The sequence below is a fragment of the Massilia soli genome (assembly GCF_016809835.1).
Classification (GTDB): domain Bacteria; phylum Pseudomonadota; class Gammaproteobacteria; order Burkholderiales; family Burkholderiaceae_D; genus Telluria_A; species Telluria_A soli.
On sequence record NZ_JAFBIL020000007.1, the window covers coordinates 243,502 to 262,266 of the forward strand.

The window sequence follows — 18,765 nt, forward strand, 5'->3', positions numbered from 1 at the left end:
TTAGCGCCCGTCCTGGCCGATGCTGATGGTCGAACCGGTGCGTTTGAGCGCGACCACGAAGGCATCAGCCAGGGTCGCCTTGGTCAGTACATCTTCCAGGTTGACGCCGAGGTGGACGATGGTTTGCGCGATCTGCGGACGGATACCGCTGATGATGCAGTCCGCGCCCATCAGGCGTGCGGCGGCGATCGTCTTGAGCAAATGCTGGGCGACCAGGGTGTCGACGGTCGGCACGCCGGTGATGTCGATGATCGCGATCGATGCGCCGGTTTCGACGATCTTCTGCAGCAGGTTTTCCATCACCACCTGGGTACGCGCGCTGTCGAGGGTGCCGATCAGCGGCAGCGCCAGGATGCCTTGCCACAGCTGCACGACAGGGGTGGACAGCTCAAGCAGTTCCTGCTGCTGGCGCAGGATGACCTGCTCGCGCACTTTCTGGTACACCTCGATGGTGTACAGGCCAAGGCGGTCGAACAGGGCGCTGGTGGTGGACATCGCTTCAATCAGCGCCGCAGGCTCGGAGGCCAGTTCGTTGCGCAGGTAGCCGAACAGCGGCTCTTTCAGGGCGAAGATGAAGTGCGCCGTTTCGATCGACGAAAAGCCCTGGCGCACGCGCGCCTGCGAGATTTCGGTCAGCATGCGGCGCGTTTCGTTCCAGCCGGACGTCTCGATATCGATGCTGGCGCCGCTGCGCAGCGCGTCGCCCAGCACGTTGAGAAACGCCGCGCCCTGCTGGCGCAGTTCCGATTCGGCGTTCTTGTCGCGGCGAATCATGCGAGACATCATGCCCGAGAACCAGCCCTCGAGCAGCTCAGCTTCGTGTTTTGCGATGATTGCTGCTAATTGAACGCTTGTATCGTTGCTCATAGGGGGTCCTTGTCGTGGAAAAACATTTGCATTCGGGAAATAAATTAGACGTAGGAAATATCACTACTGCCAACCCGTCAGTATAGCGGACAAGTCGACCAACTGTTGCACAATTGAATCGTATTGTTGACACAACGATCATCTCGTCAACGCCATTGAAAACAGCTTGGTGCCGCGGTCTTCCGGCGTCAGGAAAATGGTCTTTTCCATCCGCAGTCCAAGCTTTTCGAGCAGGCTGATCGAGGCGGCATTTCCCGGCGAAGTGATGGCCAGCAGCCGCTCGAGCCCGATATCGCGCCGTGCGTGCTCGACCACGGCCTTCCCGGCTTCGCAGGCGTAGCCTTTGCCGCAGTGCTCGGGCAGGAAGGCGTAGCCGATATCGACATGGTCGAGCGTGTCGCGCTTGATCAAGCCGCTCATGCCGAGCGGTTCGCCGCTGTGCCGGTCCTCGACCAGGTAGATCGAGTGGCCAAGCCTGGCCTGCATCGCCATCGGCCCGTCGGCAATCGCCTGCGCGGCCGCGTCGAGCGTGCGGATGCCGCGGTCGCCGATAAATTCAATGAAGCCGGGGGTGTTGACCAGCGCTAGGTAGAACACGGCGTCGTTGCGGTCCAGGGTGCGCAGGCGCAGGCGTTCGGTCTCGAGGATCTTCATGGGGCGGCGAAAGTTGTGGGTACAGCCGGGAAGTCTAGCACCGCGGCGCGGCCGCGCTAGCGCCCGAGCCTGAAATCGATGTGGCCCGGCCGGCCCGGCAGCGACAGCGCGGCGCGCACGCGCGGCGCCTCGCTGATCACCTGGCCGCGCCGCAGCACCAGCCGGCGCGCGGCGCGCAGGCGGATCGCCTCGACCGGGCTGCCGGCGTCGAGCAGCACCAGGTCGGCGTTGCAGCCCGGCGCCAGTCCGTAGCCCTCCAGCCCCAGGATGCGCGCCGGCGTCTCCGTCACCGCCAGGAAGCACTGGTGCATCCCCTCCCTGCCGGTCATCTGCGCCACGTGCAGGCCCATATGCGCCACCTCGAGCATGTCGCCCGAACCGAGGCCGTACCATGGGTCCATCACGCAATCGTGACCGAAAGCGACATCGACGCCGGCGGCCAGCAGTTCGGGCACGCGGGTCATGCCGCGGCGTTTCGGATAGCTGTCGTGACGGCCCTGCAAGGTAATGTTGATCAAGGGGTTGGCGATCGCCGCCACGCCCGCTTCGGCAATCAAAGGCAGCAGCTTGCTGACGTAGTAGTTGTCCATCGAATGCATCGATGTCAGGTGCGACCCCGCCACGCGGCCGTGCAGGCCGAGGCGGTGGGTCTCGGCCGCGAGTGTCTCGATGTGGCGCGACATCGGATCGTCGGACTCGTCGCAATGCATGTCCACGCGCAGCCCCTTGTCGGCGGCGAACTCGCACAGCAGGCGCACCGACTCGGCGCCTTGCGCCATGGTGCGCTCGAAGTGGGGAATCCCGCCCACCACATCGACGCCCATCGCAATCGCCCGTTTCAGGTTGGCGAACGCGGTCGGGCTGCGCAGCAGGCCGTCCTGCGGAAACGCCACCAGCTGCAGGTCGATGTAGGGCGCCACCCGGCGCCGCACGTCGAGCAGCGCCTCGACCGCCAGCAGGCGGTCGTCGCAGACATCGACATGGGTGCGGATGGCCAGCAGGCCGCGCGCGACGGCCCAGTCGCAGTACTGCATCGCCCGTTCGATCAGCGCATCCTGGGTCAGCTGGGGCTTCAACTCACCCCACAGGGAAATCCCTTCGAGCAGCGTGCCGCTGGCATTCACCCGCGGCAAACCGTAGCTGAGCGTGGCATCCATATGGAAGTGGGCGTCGACAAACGGCGGCGTCGCCAGGTCGCCTTCGGCGTCGATTTCGCGCGCGCCCTTGCATGGCAGCTGCGCGCCGACGCCGGCGATACGTTCGCCTTCGATGGCGATATCGGCCTGGCGGCCGTCCGGCAGTGTGGCATTGCGAATAACGAGGTCCATATGGCTTTCCGGGGCTGGGAGACTGGCTCGATTGTAGCGATTTACCGCCAATCACGCGGCGCAATTTGTTGACCAAAATCATTGATGCTGCAATGCAAGATTTTACCAAGCCACATTCGTCGGGATAGGGCTTTTCAACCCGCCCCATCATGGATACACTAGTAAATATTGCAGCGCGTCATAACGAACCTAAGGGAACCACATGAGTACACTTCCAGAACAGTTTTCCGCAGCAGGCAAGTCGCAGATCCAGGCCCAGCTCGACTTCCTCGAATCGTTCGGCGCGCGCGCCTTCGACGGCGCCGCCCGCCTGATCGCCCTGAACATGGCAACCGGCCGCAGCGCCGTCGACCACTCGGCAACGGCGCTGAAGGAACTGGCCGCCATGCGCGACCCGCGCGACCTGTTCGCACTGAGCAAAACCGCCCCCGACCTGGGCTCGGTGATGGCATACGGCAGCCAGTGGCTGAGCATCGTGGCCGATGTCCAGGCCGGATTGCTGAGCGCTGCCGTGCCAGCGGCGGCGCGCCAGTCCGCGCCAGTGACGCCGCCGCCAGCGGCAGCGCCGGCACCTGAGCAAGCAGCAGCGCCTGCGCAAGCGGCAGCGCCTGCACCTGTGCCGGCGGCAGCGCCGGCGCCCGACATCAGCGCCGCGCAGGCGCGCCCGCTCAAGCCAGGCAAGCAGCCGCTGGTCGCGCTGGCGCCGGAGCCGGCGCCGGTCCCGGTTGCCGAAGTCAAACCGATCGCCAAGGCGGCCAGCAAGGCGGCCGGCAAGCCGGTGAGCGTCAAGCCTGCCGGCGCGACCATCGCGGCCGCTGGCGCCAAGCTGGCGCCGCAGGTCAAGCCGGTCGATGCCAGCCCGCCGCCGGCCGTGTTCGACCAGCAGCTGCTGACGCCAAAGCGCGGCAAGAAACGCTGACCCCGGCATGGCGGGTGCCGCTGCGCCCGCCTGCCAAACGGTGTACATTGACGGGCTTCGGCCCGTTTATTGGTTTACGGGCCAGCCTCCAGGGATTGTGCATGACTTTATCAAGGCTGATCGGCGGTTTCGTGCGCCGGCATTGGCGCGCCTACGCCTCGTCGGCGGTGATGCTGTTTGGCGTGGCGCTGTTGACCATTCTTATCCCGCGCAAGATCGGCGCGATGATCGACGGCATGGCCGCGCAGCGCCTGTCCGGCGACGACCTGCTGATCGGCCTGGCCCAACTGCTCGGCATGGGCCTGGCCATCTACGCGCTGCGCGTCGCATGGCGCCTGCGCCTGTACTCGGCGGCCTACCAGCTCGGCGTCGAACTGCGCACCCGCCTGTTCGCCCGCCTGGCGGCGCAAGGACCGGCGTTTTACCAGAAGCAGCGCACCGGCGACCTGATGGCGCTCGGGACCAACGACATCGACGCCATTGAAATGGCGGCCGGCGAAGCGCTGCTGGCCGGCTTCGACGGCACCCTGACCCTGGTGATGGTGCTCGGGATCATGACGCTCGGCGTCGACTGGCGCCTGGCCGCCATCGCCCTGCTGCCGTTCCCGCTGATGGGACTGGCGTTCTGGCGCATCTCCAGCCACATGCACGTGGCGGCGTCCGACTCGCTCAAGCGCTTCGCGGCGCTCAACGACCATGTGCAGGAATCGCTGTCGGGCGTGCGTACCGTGCGCGCGCTGGGGCTCGAACAACGCAACGCCAAGCAGTTCAGCGAACTGGCGGCGCGCGCGGCCGAGGCCAGCCTGAGCGCGCAAAAGTGGGAAGCCGCGTATGAACCCGCGGTCGGCCTGACGCTGACCGCCGCCAGCGTGCTGACGCTGGGCCTGGGCGGTTACCTGGTGTGGAACGATATGCTGACCATCGGCGCGCTGACCGCGTTCACGATGTATCTCGGCCAGCTGATCTGGCCGATGTTCGCGGCCGGCTGGGTGCTGTCCCTGATCAATCGCGGGCGCGCCGGCCTGGCGCGCCTGCAGCCGCTGCTCGACGCGCCCCTGAGCGTGGACGACCACGGCACGCTCGGACAGCTGGCGCCGGGCACCCTGGCGCTGGAGGGCGTTACCTTCGCCTACGACGGCCAGACCGTCCCTGCCCTCTCCGATATCAGCCTGGCGCTGCAGCCGGGCCAGACGCTTGGCCTGGTCGGCCCGACCGGCTCGGGCAAGTCGACCTTGCTGCGCGTGCTGCTGCGCCAGTCGACCCCGCAGGCCGGGAGCGCGACCTGGGGCGGCCACCAACTGTCCGAGTACACGCTGGCGACCCTGCGCGCGGCAATCAGCTGGGTACCGCAGGAGTCGTTCCTGTTCTCGGCCACGGTGTCCGAGAACATCGCGCTGGCCCGCCCCGACGCGTCGCGCGCCGACGTCGAGCATGCCGCCCGCATGGCCGACATCCACGACGACATCTTGCGCTTCCCGCAAGGGTACGACACGCCGGTGGGCGAGCGCGGCATCACGCTGTCGGGCGGCCAGCGCCAGCGCGTGGCCATCGCCCGCTCGCTGCTGGCCGACAGCACCCTGCTGCTGCTCGACGATGCGCTGTCGGCGGTCGACACCGGCACCGAGACGCGTATCCTCGAGCACCTCGAGGAGCTGCGCCGCGAACGGCCCGAACGCAGCGTCGTCATCGCCAGCCACCGCCTCTCCGGGGTGGTCAATGCCGACCATATCGTGGTACTGCGCGACGGCCACGTGTCGGAATCGGGCACCCACGACAGCCTGCTCGCGCAAAACGGCTGGTACGCCAGCCAGTGGCGTTACCAGCAACTGGAGGCCAGCCTCGATGCAACCTGATACAAAACAAAAAAACATGCGCGAGAACGCCGCCCAGGCCACCGCGCTGTTGCGCCTGGCCGCACGCCCGGACCGCCGCCACCTTGGCTGGGCCACGTTCTGGCTGGTGATCGCCGCCGCCTTCGAAGTGTCCGGCCCGATCCTCGGCAAGGCGCTGATCGACGACCACCTGCTCACGCGCGACCTCGACCTGCCGCGCATGGCGCTGCTGCTGGGCGGCTTCCTGGTCACCGGCTGGATCGCCACCGGGCTGCGCTACCTGCAGCTGGTGCGCCTGTCCGGCATGGCGATGCGTTCGGTGCAGCGCCTGCGCGAGTGGGTGTTCGCCCACGTGCTGCGCTTGCCGATGTCGTTCTTCGACCGCGCCATCACCGGCCAGTTGATCAGCCGCGTCACCAACGACACCGAAGCGGTCAAGACGCTGTACATCCAGGTACTGTTCGTCATGCTCGACAGCAGCATCGTCCTGGTTGGCACCATGGTCGCGATGGCGTGGCTGGACTGGCGCCTGATGCTGATCGTGCTGGCCCTGCTGCCGGCGGTGCTGGGCATCGTCTGGCTGTATCAGCGCCTGTCGGCGCCGGCCGTCACGCGCGCCCGCGCGCTGCGCAGCGACATCAACGGCCAGATGGCGGAGACCATCGGCGGCATGAGCGTGCTACAGGCGAATAACGCCGAGGCGCGCTTCGCAAAACGCTTCGCCGCGACCAACCATGACCACTACCTGGCCCGCGTGGCCGAACTGCGCGCCAACGCCTTCCTGCTGCGCCCCGCGCTCGACCTGCTCAATGTGGTGCTGCTGGCGGTGGTGATTTACAGCTTTGGCCAGCGCCAGATGAATGCGATCGAAGTGGGCATCCTGTACGCGTTCATCAGCTATATCGCGCGCGTGGTGGAGCCGCTGATCCAGATCACGATGCAGTTCAGCGGCCTGCAACAGGCGGTGGTGGCCAGCGCGCGGGTCAAGGCGCTGCTCGACGAGCCAGGTGCGCCGGAACACGCGATCGGCCGCAGCGGCCTGCCGGCGGCGGCGCCGGCCGAAGGCGCACCGGCGGTGAAAATTTCGCATTTGACTTTCGGCTACGCCCCCGGCCAGCCGGTGCTGCACGACCTGTCGCTGGAGGTGGCCCATGGCGCCTTTATCGGCATTGTCGGCCATACCGGCAGCGGCAAATCGACCCTGCTGTCGCTGATGCTGCGCTACTATCCAAGCCCGCACGGCAGCATCGAGATCGGCGGCCAGGCGCTCGACGGCATCGACAACGAGCGCTTCCGCGCCGAAGTCGGGCTGGTGCCGCAGGACCCGTTCCTGCTGGCGGCGTCGGCGCGCGAAAACATCGATATGGGACGCGGCCTGACCCAGGCCGACATCGAAACGGCGGCGCGCGCGGCCCACGCCCACGACTTCATTGCGGCGCTGGAACAAGGCTACGACACCTCGCTTGGCGAAGCCGGCGGACGCTTGTCGACCGGGCAGAAGCAGCTGATCGCGATTGCGCGCGCACTGGCGGGCAAGCCGCGCATCCTGCTGCTGGACGAGGCGACCTCGCATATCGACAGCCAGACCGAGCAGATTGTGCAGGTCGCGCTGAACGAGCTGCGCGGCCAGGTGACGATCATCGCGATCGCGCACCGCCTGTCGACCATCCGCGAGGCTGACCGCATCGTGGTGCTGAACCATGGACGGATCGCCGAAAGCGGCGCGCATGAGGACTTGATGCGCATCGATGGCGGCTTGTACCAGCGCCTCTACCTGCTGCAGCAGCTGGAAGCCTAGCGCTCGCCCTTATCGACATAGTGGGCCACCGACAGCAGGCGCGAACTCAGTTTGAGCCCGGCCTTCTCGGCTGCGGCCAGCGACACTTCGAAGCGCACCCGTTGGTCGACGATGCGCAGGTTGATCACGCTGCCATGTCGCAGCGCGTGGTCGAATTCGGTGATGGTCAGAATGCCTTCGGCGGCCGCGGCGCGCAGCAGCCGCTCGGCGCGCTCGGATTCGCCCAGCCCGACGAACAGCACATGGACGGCGTCGAGATGGTCGCCCGGCCCCAGCGTCCTGACGCCGACGGGGCGCGCATTGATGCCGCGCGCGCCGACGATGCGCGCCAGTTCGCGCGCGATGTCGTCGGCGCCGACCACGCCGATCACCAGCGGCGCCGGGGCGGCGTGGCCGGAAAAATCGACATAGCCGATGAACTTGGACACGAACGCCGCCTTGATGCCACGCTCGCTGCCGATGTCGGCCGCGGCGGCGGGCGCCAGCGCGGCGGCCAGCGCCAGCACGGCGGCCTTGCCGTACCGCCGCGGCAGCGACATCATCCGGAAAAAAGGTCGCATCGGCGGCTTCAGAAGCGCTTGACCAGTTTGATCATGGCGCTGCGCTGGAACATGTTGGCCGTGCGCGCGCTGCCGAATTCGGCATGCGACGAATGCAGCAGGTTCTTGCCGATCAGCGCGATGTCGAGGTTCTCCCCCAGGCTCCAGGTCCACTGCGCGTCGAGCTCGGTGTATGCCGGCACCGCGGGATTGGGCAGGCCGGAGTTATAGCGCAGCGAGAAGTCGATCTTGTGGGCGTCGGTCAGGTCGAAGTACGAGCGCAGGAACCACTGGCGGCGCGCATCGTTGTTGGCCAGGCCGGTGCTTGCGCTGGCGTCCCGGCTGTCCGGGCTGAAGCCCAGCTCGACATCCTGGACCACCACGCCGCCCGACAGGCGCCAGTTGGAGCGCGGCTGCCAGCGCCACCATGCTTCAATCCCTTTGCTGGCGCCTTCGCCCAGGTTCCTGAACTCCGATCCGCCCTGCGCCCGCGGCTCCAGCGTGCGCAGCCTGTCATAGTCGGCGCGGTAGGCGGTCACCGAGTACGAAAAGGTATCGGTCATCTGCGAGCGGTAGCCCAGCTCGGCCACCTTGACGACTTCGGACACGAAATCCGGCCCGCCCGCGATCGCATACTGCGGCACGCCGTTGACGACGGCCGGTACGGTCGGCGCATAGAGGTCGCGGTCGATGCGCGACGGCGCCCGCACCGAGCGCGCCAGGCTGCCCCATACCAGGTGGCGCGCACCGGGCGTCCAGGCCAGGCGCAGGTTGGGCAGGTGTTCCAGGCCGGTGTAGTGGTTGCGTTCCAGCTTGAGGCCGAGCGTCGCCTTCAGCGTCGGCGACAGGGTGACCTCATCCTGGGCGAACAGGTTGGTCCAGTCCAGCCGCAGCTCTTCGGGAAGGAATCCGAACGCCGGACCGTTGGTGACCCGGTCCCTGGCGCTGCGATAGCCGCCGCCCCACGACAGCCGGTGGCTCTCGCCGAGGCGCACATTGTGCTGCAGCGACAGGTCTACCGTATCGAGGCGCTCGAAAAACGCGGCCGGCTGGTTGCGCTCGGTGTGGTCGAGAATCAGGCCGATATGCAGGTCCGAGCCGCCCGCCAGGCGCATGTCGAGGGCGGTGGTCAGGTTGGCGCCGCTGATGGCGATGTTGCGGGTGCCGGTCTGCCCGAGGTGGCCCTCGTAGGCGTCGGCGGAGACGCGCAGCCCGTAGCCGCCCAGGTCCCAGTCGGCGCGGAAGCCCGCCTGCTGGCGCCGGAAGCCGGTATTGGTGTCGACGCCGGATGCGGTCAGGGTGTCGTCGACCTCGATCGCCTTGGCGTACAGGCGGTAATGGCCGTTCGGGATCCTGGCGCCGAAGCGCATGCCCCCGGTGCGCACGTCATCGCCGGCGGCCGCAGCCGCCAGGCCGCCCTGCGAATCCTTGGACGACTTGGTGATGATGTTGATGACGCCATTGACCGCATTGGCGCCGTAGATCGTCGCGCCCGGGCCGCTGATGACTTCAATGCGTTCGATATCGCTGATCAGGACATCCTGGGCATCCCAGTAGACGCCCGAGAACAGCGGCGAGTAGACGCTGCGGCCATCGATCAGCACCAGCAGCTTGTTCTGGAACGGGGTGTTGAAGCCGCGCGCGGTAATCGCGTAGTTGCGCGCATCGACCCGCGCCACCTGCAGGTTGGGCGCAAGGCGCAGCGCTTCAGGCAGGGTGAGGATGCCGCTGCGCGCGATGTCGGTGGCGCTGATGATGTAGATCGATGCAGCCGCATTGGCCAGCCGCTCCTCCTGGCGCGACACCGACGTGACCACCACTTCACTGAGTTGTTCGAGCGACAGCGAGGGCAAGTCCTGGTCGTCGGCGATCGCTGCGCTGCAGCAAAGGCCGAGGGTGGCTGCGACGGCCAGCCGCAAGCCCGGGCGTTTCCGGATGAGATGCATACAACTCCAATGAGGAAGGAAAGCACGGTGCTGGGGCTGGGGAGCCCGGGCAGGAAGCCGGAATTATACCCACGGGCATTTTAAAACCGTTGCTCGTTCACAACGGCTGTACCCTCTTGACAGATCCCGCCACGACAGCGTATCCGGCAAGTAAATACGGTGTTAGTGTGCAGTATTCGAAAAAATCTGGGCTTGCCATGATTTTTCCGTCTTGCAACACGAATATAATTGTGCACAGATCCACTCAGAGGGACGTGATGCCAACTGGCGACATGATCGGGACAATCCACAAACGCAAGGGCGCTGCGATGCTGGCAGCGCTTTGCCTGGTCTCGTCCATGGCCATGGCACAAGTGAGTGACCTGGACCGGCGTCTGGCCGAGATCCGCGAGGTTGGCCGCTTCGTGCCGGAAAAGGCGGTGGGCCAGCTACGCCAGATCGAAGCCGGCGCGCGCGCCGCGCCGCCGGCCACCAAGGGCGAATGGCTCAACGTGCTGTCGCTCGCCGAACGCGCGATCGGCCGTCACGACGCTGCGCTGGCACTGGCCGACGAACTGGTCGTCCTCGGAAAGAAGCACAATGACAAGGTCCTGGTCGCCAAGGGCTTGCTGTCGAAAGCGTATGTCGCGTCGCGAAAGAACCAGAACGAGCTGGCGCACCAGTTGATCTGGGAAGCCGAGCGCATGGCCGGCGGCACCGCCGACATGCCGCTGCGCGTCGAAGCGGCGATCACCTCGGGCGCCGCCTACGCCGAGGAAGGCAACCTGCCGGCCGCACTGGGCAAGCTGCAGGAAGCGGTCGCATTGGCGCGCAGCCATGGCGCGCCGATCCCGCAGGTGATGGCCCTGAACGCGCTGGCGTCCCAGTATGGCAGGCTGAAAGAGTACGACAAGGGTTTCGAGGCGCTGGCCGAAGCGTCGACCATCGCCGTCAAGACCAACTCGCCGGGCCGCATGGCCACGCTGAAGAACACCGAATACGGGTTGGCCCTCGAAACCGGCCAGGCCGACCGCGCCCTCAACGCCCTGCTCGAAGCGCTCGCGCTGCAGCGCAGAATCGGCGCCGAGACGATGATCGTCGGTTCGCTGGTCGATCTGTCGGACAACTACCTGAAGCGGCAGGACTTCAACCGCGCGGCAAGCTATGCGCGCCAGGCCATCACGGCAGCGAACAAGGTGCACAGCGATGGCGACGAAGCGATCGCCCGCATCAACCTGGGACAGGCCCACCTGGGCCGTGGCCAGCTGGCCGAGGGCAAGCGCGAATTCGACATCGGCCTGGCTTATTTCGAGCAGTCTGGCGACAAGCCGGAACTCCGCACCGTGTTGCAGGAATACGGCGAGGCGCTGGAACGCGCGGGCGACATGGCTGGCGCAGTGGCGGCCTACCACCGCGAGCGCGCCATCGCCGACGACCTGTTCAAGGATAGCCGCCAGAAGGCGCTGCTGGAGCTGCAGGCAAAATACGAAACCGAAAAAAAACAGCGCCAGATCGCACTGCTTAGCCGCGAGAACCAGCTCAAGACCACCGAGATCGACAACCGCCGCCTGCAGCAGCGGGTCTGGTGGCTTCTCGCGCTGGTGTTCGCGATGGCCGCGGTCATTGTCGGCACCCTGTACCGCAAGGTCCGCAGCGCCAACGCCCGGCTGGAAGAGAAGAACCAGGAACTCAAGCAGCAAAGCTCGCGCGATCCGCTCACCGGCTTGTACAACCGGCGCCACTTCCAGGAGTTCATGCGCAACCATGTGCACACCGAGCAGCGCGGCTCCGGCACCTCGGGCGAGGAAGTCATCGGCGCGATCTTCCTGCTCGATGTCGACCACTTCAAGCATGTCAACGACCGCCACGGCCACGCCGCCGGCGACATGGTGCTGAAGATGATCTCGGATCACCTGCGCGTGATCCTGCGCGAAACCGACATGATCGTGCGCTGGGGCGGCGAGGAATTCCTGGCCTTCCTGCCGGCGATTCCACGCAGCGGCGTCGACGAGATCGCCGCGCGCCTGCTCGCCGGCGTTGCGGCGCAGGACATCGTCTACCAGGGCAGCACGATTCCGGTGCGCGTTTCGGTCGGCTACGCGCCGTTCCCGCTCAAGCCCGGCAGCGCCGAACTATCGTGGGAGCGCGCCGTCAACCTGGTCGACATGGCGCTGTACCTGGCCAAGGCACACGGCCGCAACCGCGCCTACGGCGTGCGCGGCTTCGCCAATTTCGACAAGACCTCGATGGAAAATATCGAGCAAGACCTCGAACGCGCCTGGCGCGAAGGCTTCGTCGACATGACGGTGGTGCTGGGCGACACGCCCGCGCCACGCAAAGCGGCATGGCCGCAGGCCGACGTGCAGGCCGAGCAGCGCGCCACCATCAACTGACGCGGCATCGCGCGCAAACCACTCCCCGTATGCGACATCCTGGGCGGCGAAATGCGCGTTTCGTCCGGCCTGCCGTTGCGCCGCCGTCCTGATTTCCTTACATTGTGCAGCTACTCAACAATCAGCGCGGATCGGGAAACGACATGACGACATCGGCCAAGTGGATCCTGGCGTTACTGGCGGCGGCGCCGCTCGCCGTGCAAGCGCAAGGCCAGCTGGCCACGCTCGACCGCGGCATGTACGGAGCGCGCGCCCAGGTGCTGGTACTGGGCACGATCCACCTGAACGCCCTGCCGGCCGGCTTCAACCCGGCGGCACTGGACGGCGTCCTGGACAAGCTGGCCGCGTTCAGGCCCGACATCGTCACCATTGAAGCCGAGTCCGGCGAGGAATGCGATCTGGCGGCCCGCCACCCGGCAAAGTACGGCGCGGACTATTGCGCACCAGCCGATGCCGCCAGGGCCGCCACCGGCCTGGATGTTCCGGCGGCCATCGCGGAAGTCGACAAGACCCTCAAGGCCTGGCCCGCGCAAGCGACGCCGGCGCAGCGGCGGCGCCTGGTCGCGCTGTTCCTGGCGGCGCAGGACCGCGCCTCGGCCTACGTGCAGTGGCTGCAGCTGGCGGAGGCCGAGCGCCACCCTGCCGACAGCCTGGACGCGGCGCTGGTCGGCCAGCTCGGCAACATCGCCAAGCGCAACAATGAGAACTATCAGGTAGCGGCCCGGCTGGCAGCGCGGCTCGGTTTGCAACGGGTCCATGCCGTCGACAACCATACCGGCGACCGCATCGACGTGCCCGACATCAAAGCCTTCGTCAAGGAGATAGAGGCGGCCTGGGCCGAGGGAGGCGCGTTGTTGAAACAGCGCGACCAGCGCCAGCAGGTGCTGGCGCAAGCGCCTGACTTGCTGCCCCTGTACCGCTACCTGAACCAGCCGCAAGGCCTGGCGGTGTACGCCGAAGCCAACGTGGGCCCGGCGATGCGCGCGAAGTCGCCGCAAGGGTATCCGCGGATCTGGGTCGGCGGCTGGGAAATCCGCAACCTGCGCATGGTGGCCAACATCCGCGAAACCTTCCGCGAGCGTCCCGGCGCGCGCGTGGTCTCCATCGTCGGGGTCGCGCACAAGCCGTGGCTCGACGGCTGGCTCGGCCAGCTGCAGGGTGTCGACATCGTCGACGTGCAAGCGGTCTTGAAATAAGCGCTGGCTGGATTAATCCGGCTCGGCAGCTTCCTGGATTTTTTCGCCGGCGCGTTCGACCTTCTTGCCGGCTTGTTTGGTCGCCTCTTCCAGCCCGCGGCTGGCGTCGCTGGTCGCGTCTTCAATCTTGTCGCCGGTGCTGCGCGCGGCCTCGGCCATCTTCTCGCCCGCTTCCTCGGCCTTGTCGAGCTTTTCCTGGATCTTGCGCGCGACCTCGTCGCCGGCATTGTCGATCGCGGCGCCGGCCTTTTGCGCCGGCCCGACATCGTCTTCGCGCGGGGTGCAGGCGGCAAGGCCGGCAAGGATGGCGAGCGCCAGGGTGGCGCGGGCGATGATCGTGGTGTTCATGGTTAGGTTCCCCTGATGATATTGCTTCGTAGCATACACCTGTGCAGGCGGGAACGGCACGAATCAGCGCAGGTGGCGCGCCTGCATGTACCGGATCCGCTCGCGCTCGATGTGGGCGAGCACCGCCGCGTTGGCGGGGTTGGACGATGCCGAGCGCGTCGCGTCCATCCATTTCTGGATATCGGCGTCAACCTGCGCGTCGAGTTTCTGGGCGTCGGAACGGGCATGGCCTGACGCCTCCTGCCCGGCATAGCACGCGCGCCAGGTCTTGATCTGCTTCTGGACGCGGTGCACGCCCTCCCTGGTAACTGAGCGGCTCGGGATGTCCGGCGCGACGCAGTCGAAACTGGAGGCCAGCGCCGGCGCGCTTGCACAGGCCAGCGTGAACAAGGCGAAATTCAGCGAAGCTTTCATGAGGAGTCCTCCGTCAGATAGCTTAAATAGTAGACTAAATTATAATTTTCCTCTACATTTTTTGGTGGCCCTCCCTGCGAGGCGCCCGGCGCCTACCAGCAGCTTCCCGCCAGCCACCTGCCACCGCGGGCACGGCAGTCGGCTTTTTCCTTCTCCAGCTTTCCGGCGTCGCTGTTTTGCCATGCGACCCGCGCCGTACTGATCTTCTCCTTCAGGCTGCGCGTGTCGCCATCCTCGCCCCAGTTGCGCACAAAACCCTGCAAGCGCTGCTGCGCCTTGATGAAGGTGGCGTCGTCGATCGCACGGTCGACCTCGGCGACGGTGTCGCGCCACGCCCTGGCGCGCTGCTGCTTGCGCTCGCAGGCGCTGGACGCCTTGTTGAGCCCTTGCTGGAGGCGCTGCAGCTGCTCCGGCGTGGCGCGGGTCGAGCGCAGTGCGATCAGTTCGGCCTGCGCTTCATTGAGCTTGCACTCGGCGCCGAGCGCCAGCGCGCGGTCGACGCGCGCCTCGATCTTGCGCGGCTTATCCCACATCCACAAGCCCAGCACGATGGCCAGCAGCCCGATCCACCAGCGCAGCTTGACCGGGCCGCGTTCGGGCTTGACCGGCGCTGGCGCGGGAGCGGCCTTGCGGCCCCAGCCTCGCGCGGGCGGCGCCGCTGCCGGCGCAGGCGCAGCGGCCGCCGGCGTGGCTGCCGCGGCCGCTGGCGCGGGCGCCGGTGCACGCGCGGGCTCTGGCATGCGCACGGGCGCCGGCGGCGGCGCCGGATGAATATATGGGGCAGCCGCCGGCCGCGTGTGGGCCGGGTTGTCAACGCCGGGGTGCTGCCCGGTGCCGCAGTATGGGCAAAAGTCGACCTTGCGCGGCAAAGGACGCGCGCAGGCCGCATGGATACAACGGTACACTTGCTCTTGCACGTAAGGCCTTTAATCCGGATCCGGAATGTCGTCGTCAGGGTTGGGAATCGCCTGCGCGCTATCGAACAGGCGCGCCAGTTCGGGGAGCGATGCGGCGCCCTGCCACTTGTCCGCCTTCGGGTTCCAGGCCATGTTCCACACCTTGGTGGCCGCGCTTACCTCGCCGCGCGCGATGCGCTGGGCGATTTCGCCGAGCGTGAACGGGCCAGCCTGCGCGCCATCGAGGAACAGCTTGAAGCGCGTACCCGACGGCGCTGGCGCCGCCGCGGCGGGTTTCTCCATCAGCATCGCTGCGGCGTCTTCGCTGGCCAGGTAGTCGGCGCTGATGATGCGCTTGTCGACCGGACGCTCGACTTCCCACGCATAAGCGTCGCTGGACGAACCGGGCACCGTTTCGGTCCACGCGCCGATGCTGGCAAACGCCGTGTCGATGTGGCGCGGACCGACCGCGGGGTCAAGCGCGCGCGCACGCTTGAACCATTCTTCATACAGGCGCCGCGCGGTGATGGTCGGCAGCGATGGCGACGGCAGCTGGGCGCCGGTCTCGTCGACTTCAAGGCGCGGCTCGTACACCCGCTGCTGATAGTGGCGCATCAGCGCCGCAAGCAGCGTCAGCTGGCGCGGTCCCATGCCGGCCAGCTTGCGGCGCACGCCTTCGATCACCTGCTCGCGGTAATACGCCGGCAGGCCGTTTGAGCGGATCGCAAACTCATTGCCGATCTGGAGCCACTCGCCGGAGCCCGGCTCGACTTCAAACAGGTACTGGCCGCGCGGCTGGAACGACGCTTCGCGGTCGCCCAGGTCGGCCTTGCGCCGGATGACGCCGAGGGCGTTCGCCTGCAGGAACCATTCATAGTCGTCGGCCAGCCGGTTCAGTTCATCCATCGACGGCGAGATCGGATGACGGAAGCGGGTCGAGTCGAAATGCAGGTGCGTCGGAATCTTCGGATTCTCGATCTGGTACGAGGTGCGCCAGGTCGGCAGGCCGCGCAGCACCGTCATCGGATAGCCGGACAGCTCGATGTAGCACACCGCCTTCCCGGTGATGCCGGTGTTGACGATCGAGACCAGGTCGCCATGGAAGTAGCCCGCGGGAACCGCCGCGCGGATCTCCGCTTCCATGCGGCGCCAGGCATTGACGTCGCCAACCCCGATGAAGCATTTGAACTGGTCGGCGCGCGGCGTGAACTCGGCCGAGAAGCGCGCGCTGATCCATGGCATCGCGCTCTTGATCCACTCGCCGAAGATGCGATGGCGCTCGGCAGGCGACATCGCGGCCAGCCGTTCGAGCAGCGGATCTTGCGGCGCCTGTTCGCCAAGGTGCTCGCGCGAGAGCTGGGTCTGGGCGCGCCGGAACAGCTTGAGCAGCAAGCTGGAACGCAGGCGGTCGTCGCCCAGCTGCGGGAACAGGCGCGCCGAACCGCCGAACTCCAGCAACACTTCCTCGCTCCATGCGCTGACGTCGCCGGTCAGCCTGACCGGTTCCGGTTCCAGGTCGCCGGCCAGCTTGATGTAGGTCGCGTGCTCTTGCTGGGCGTCGGCGCGCAGCTGCTCGATGCGGCGGTCGACTGCGCCCAGCATGCCCTGCACGGCGCGCCGTCCTTCCTGGAATTCGCCGGCGATGCCGCTCCACACCGGCTGCCCTTGCTCGTCGGTCGACTGCGGATCGCCCAGCCATGCCGACAGCGCGCGCATCACTTCGATCGACTGCGACGCCGCCACCGCCAGCAGGTGGAAGCGCAGGTAGTCCGAGATATCGCGCTTGAGGTGGCCCATCACTTCGCGCGCCTGCGCCTCCTTGCCGATCAGGCGCGTCGATGCCTGCGCCAGGTTGCCGAGCGATTCCTCGACCTGGCGCGTGCGCAGCGCATCGCGAATGTCGCGATAGCGTTTGCCGTTGCGGTCCGCGTTGCCGAGGTCGCGCTGCAGCAGGCGCGCCTTGACCTGCTCGAGCAGCGACAGCACGAACTCGAGCCCTCCCTGCTTGCGGTCGTCCAGCAGCGCGTATAGCTGGTTGCGCGCGCGCTCTTTCAGGCGCCCGGTCAGTTCCACCGTGTGGCGCTTGATGCGGTCTTCGCTGGTCTCGGCGGTGGCCCCGGCCTCGCGGATCGCGTCGCGTTCAAGGTGCGGCAGCAGCTCGGCCACTTTCTCGCGCCATTGCCTGACGTCGTAGGACGCCATGATGCGGTCCATCTCGACCTGCACCTTGCTCTCGACCCGTTCGAGCAGCGAGCGCTGGTCCTTGTCCATCAACAGCTGGTCGGTCAGCGCGTATTCCTGGAACGGCGTCAGGTCGGCCGTGCCCTTCTTGAAATCGGGGAACTCGTTGAACGGATGCTCGTTCATCTGCATCTGCTCGCGCATGAAGATGTCGCGTTCCTGGTCGCCGGCGCGGCGCGCGGCGGCGCCGTCGCGGCCCACCAGGCCGAAAAATGCCTTGACCATCAGCGCCGCCAATTCATAGGCCCGGATGTCGTCGCGCAGGCCCTGCTGGGTGTCGAGCACCGCCTGGCCGAACGCCGAATACACCTTGGAGTACGACAGGCGCATGTCGCCGAAGCGCTGCTCCGGCACGCGCGGGTTGTACGGCCCCAGCTTGTGCTGCTGCTGGTTGACCGCCACCGAGCGCTTGCGGTTGGCGAAATCGGCCGAGGCGAAGTCTTCGAACAGGGTGTCGGCCACCATCTGGTAGATGTCCTTGATGTCGCCGGTGGCCTTGTTGGCGAGGTTGGCGGTGTCGACAAAGTACACGTCGTCGAACGGCGCGCCCTTGCCCACCAGCGCATCCGGATCGGCCCAGCGAACCTGCGCGTTCATGTCGCGCATCGCGGTTTCCAGTTCCATCAGCGTGGCGTAGGCGTTTGCCTCGGTGCGCTCCTTGTTGGCCTTGGCGAAGCCGGACGGCAGGAACATCACCAGGTCGACCTGGCTGTCCGACACTTCCTGGCGCGCGATGGCCTTGGAGATCCAGCCCAGGTCGAGCGCGGTGCCGGCGCCGGTGCCGCCGGCGCATGAGCCGATGACGACGATGCGGAACTTGGACGTGTCGACCTGCAGGCCGAGGCGCTGGTAGTTTTCCTTGCGCTCGTTGCCGGCGTTGCTGCTCAGGAAATTCAGCGCGCCCTTGATGCGCCCGCGCAGCTTGGGGTATTTGTCGAACAGGTACAGCCGCGCCACCGCGCGGATCTGCCCCGCGCCTTTGGAAGGGTCAATCCCCAGCGAGCGCAGTTTCTTGGGCCGCAGCGGCATCCAGTTTTCGATCAGCGGGAAGCGCGCCAGGCTGTCGTCGGACTCGTGGTATTGCGGCAGGTCGATCGGTTCGACCAGGCGTTCTTCGTCCGACAGCTTGACCAGCTCGTACCACGGGTCGGTGCGCTGCGACTTGCCCTCGTCGATGATGGCGCTGTTGTCGAGGTCGAAATGGAGGAAGCGCGCGACCGGGAACTGGCCGATCGATTCGACCCGGGTCGGGTCCTGCTTGTTCCAGACCGCGGACAGGATGCGGCGGCGGATGCGCAGCATCACCTCCATGCCGGTGCCGCCGGCGCCGATAAACAGCGTCGGGCGCAAGTCGACCTTCAGCTCCGCCTTCTTCTCTGTGCTTGGGAAATCTGCCATGTTCTGTTCTTTCGGTG

General features: G+C 66.7%; 14 protein-coding genes. 5 read left to right on the top strand and 9 right to left on the bottom strand.

Features of this window, described 5'->3' with window-relative positions:
* From I4X03_RS18360 to I4X03_RS18370, 3 genes are all read right to left on the bottom strand, one after another.
* Positions 1-867 (bottom strand): STAS domain-containing protein, encoded by an 867-nt coding sequence (locus tag I4X03_RS18360; protein ID WP_223469698.1) that lies wholly within the window; start codon positions 865-867, stop codon positions 1-3.
* A gap of 138 nt (positions 868-1,005) precedes the next feature.
* Positions 1,006-1,521, bottom strand: a complete 516-nt coding sequence (locus I4X03_RS18365) for a GNAT family N-acetyltransferase (protein ID WP_223469699.1) — start codon at positions 1,519-1,521, stop codon at positions 1,006-1,008.
* A gap of 56 nt (positions 1,522-1,577) precedes the next feature.
* Entirely contained in the window at positions 1,578-2,849 is a 1,272-nt protein-coding gene (locus I4X03_RS18370) for an amidohydrolase family protein (protein ID WP_223469700.1), read from the bottom strand.
* A 202-nt stretch (positions 2,850-3,051) separates the two neighbouring features.
* Between I4X03_RS18370 and I4X03_RS18375 the strand changes: the two genes are divergently transcribed.
* The 3 genes from I4X03_RS18375 (at position 3,052) to I4X03_RS18385 (ending at position 7,398) form a co-directional block, all read left to right on the top strand.
* Positions 3,052-3,768, top strand: a complete 717-nt coding sequence (locus I4X03_RS18375) for a phasin family protein (RefSeq protein WP_223469701.1) — start codon at positions 3,052-3,054, stop codon at positions 3,766-3,768.
* Positions 3,769-3,869: 101 nt separating this feature from the next.
* Complete coding sequence (locus I4X03_RS18380; RefSeq protein WP_223469702.1) at positions 3,870-5,621, top strand: ABC transporter ATP-binding protein; 1,752 nt, start codon at positions 3,870-3,872, stop codon at positions 5,619-5,621.
* A gap of 16 nt (positions 5,622-5,637) precedes the next feature.
* The gene (locus tag I4X03_RS18385) at positions 5,638-7,398 is read left to right on the top strand and encodes an ABC transporter ATP-binding protein (RefSeq protein WP_223469703.1); all 1,761 of its coding nucleotides are present in this window, start codon (positions 5,638-5,640) and stop codon (positions 7,396-7,398) included.
* Here the strand turns inward: I4X03_RS18385 and I4X03_RS18390 are convergent.
* Both I4X03_RS18390 and I4X03_RS18395 read right to left on the bottom strand, forming a co-directional pair.
* Positions 7,395-7,958, bottom strand: coding sequence for a TOL_0243 family YfiR-like periplasmic protein (locus I4X03_RS18390; protein WP_223469704.1), 564 nt, complete (start codon positions 7,956-7,958; stop codon positions 7,395-7,397). The genes I4X03_RS18385 and I4X03_RS18390 overlap by 4 nt on opposite strands.
* Before the next feature lie 8 nt (positions 7,959-7,966).
* Positions 7,967-9,883 (bottom strand): TOL_0244 family TonB-dependent receptor, encoded by a 1,917-nt coding sequence (locus I4X03_RS18395; RefSeq protein WP_223469705.1) that lies wholly within the window; start codon positions 9,881-9,883, stop codon positions 7,967-7,969.
* A 272-nt stretch (positions 9,884-10,155) separates the two neighbouring features.
* On the opposite strand from I4X03_RS18395, the gene I4X03_RS18400 reads away from it, so the two are divergent.
* Positions 10,156-12,255: a tetratricopeptide repeat-containing diguanylate cyclase gene (locus I4X03_RS18400; RefSeq protein WP_223469706.1), complete on the top strand. Its 2,100-nt coding sequence runs from the start codon at positions 10,156-10,158 to the stop codon at positions 12,253-12,255.
* Between the two features lie 143 nt (positions 12,256-12,398).
* Positions 12,399-13,451 (top strand): DUF5694 domain-containing protein, encoded by a 1,053-nt coding sequence (locus tag I4X03_RS18405; RefSeq protein ID WP_223469707.1) that lies wholly within the window; start codon positions 12,399-12,401, stop codon positions 13,449-13,451.
* Between the two features lie 12 nt (positions 13,452-13,463).
* Here I4X03_RS18405 and I4X03_RS18410 read toward each other — a convergent pair whose 3' ends face one another.
* The 4 genes from I4X03_RS18410 to I4X03_RS18425 form a co-directional block, all read right to left on the bottom strand.
* Positions 13,464-13,799 (bottom strand): hypothetical protein, encoded by a 336-nt coding sequence (locus I4X03_RS18410; protein WP_223469708.1) that lies wholly within the window; start codon positions 13,797-13,799, stop codon positions 13,464-13,466.
* A 63-nt stretch (positions 13,800-13,862) separates the two neighbouring features.
* Positions 13,863-14,213, bottom strand: coding sequence for a hypothetical protein (locus I4X03_RS18415; RefSeq protein ID WP_223469709.1), 351 nt, complete (start codon positions 14,211-14,213; stop codon positions 13,863-13,865).
* Positions 14,214-14,305: 92 nt separating this feature from the next.
* A complete protein-coding gene (locus I4X03_RS18420) occupies positions 14,306-14,953 on the bottom strand; it encodes a hypothetical protein (RefSeq protein ID WP_223469710.1) in 648 nt (215 codons plus the stop codon).
* Between the two features lie 186 nt (positions 14,954-15,139).
* The gene (locus I4X03_RS18425; protein ID WP_223469711.1) at positions 15,140-18,748 is read right to left on the bottom strand and encodes a tubulin-like doman-containing protein; all 3,609 of its coding nucleotides are present in this window, start codon (positions 18,746-18,748) and stop codon (positions 15,140-15,142) included.
* Positions 18,749-18,765: the final 17 nt, after the last annotated feature.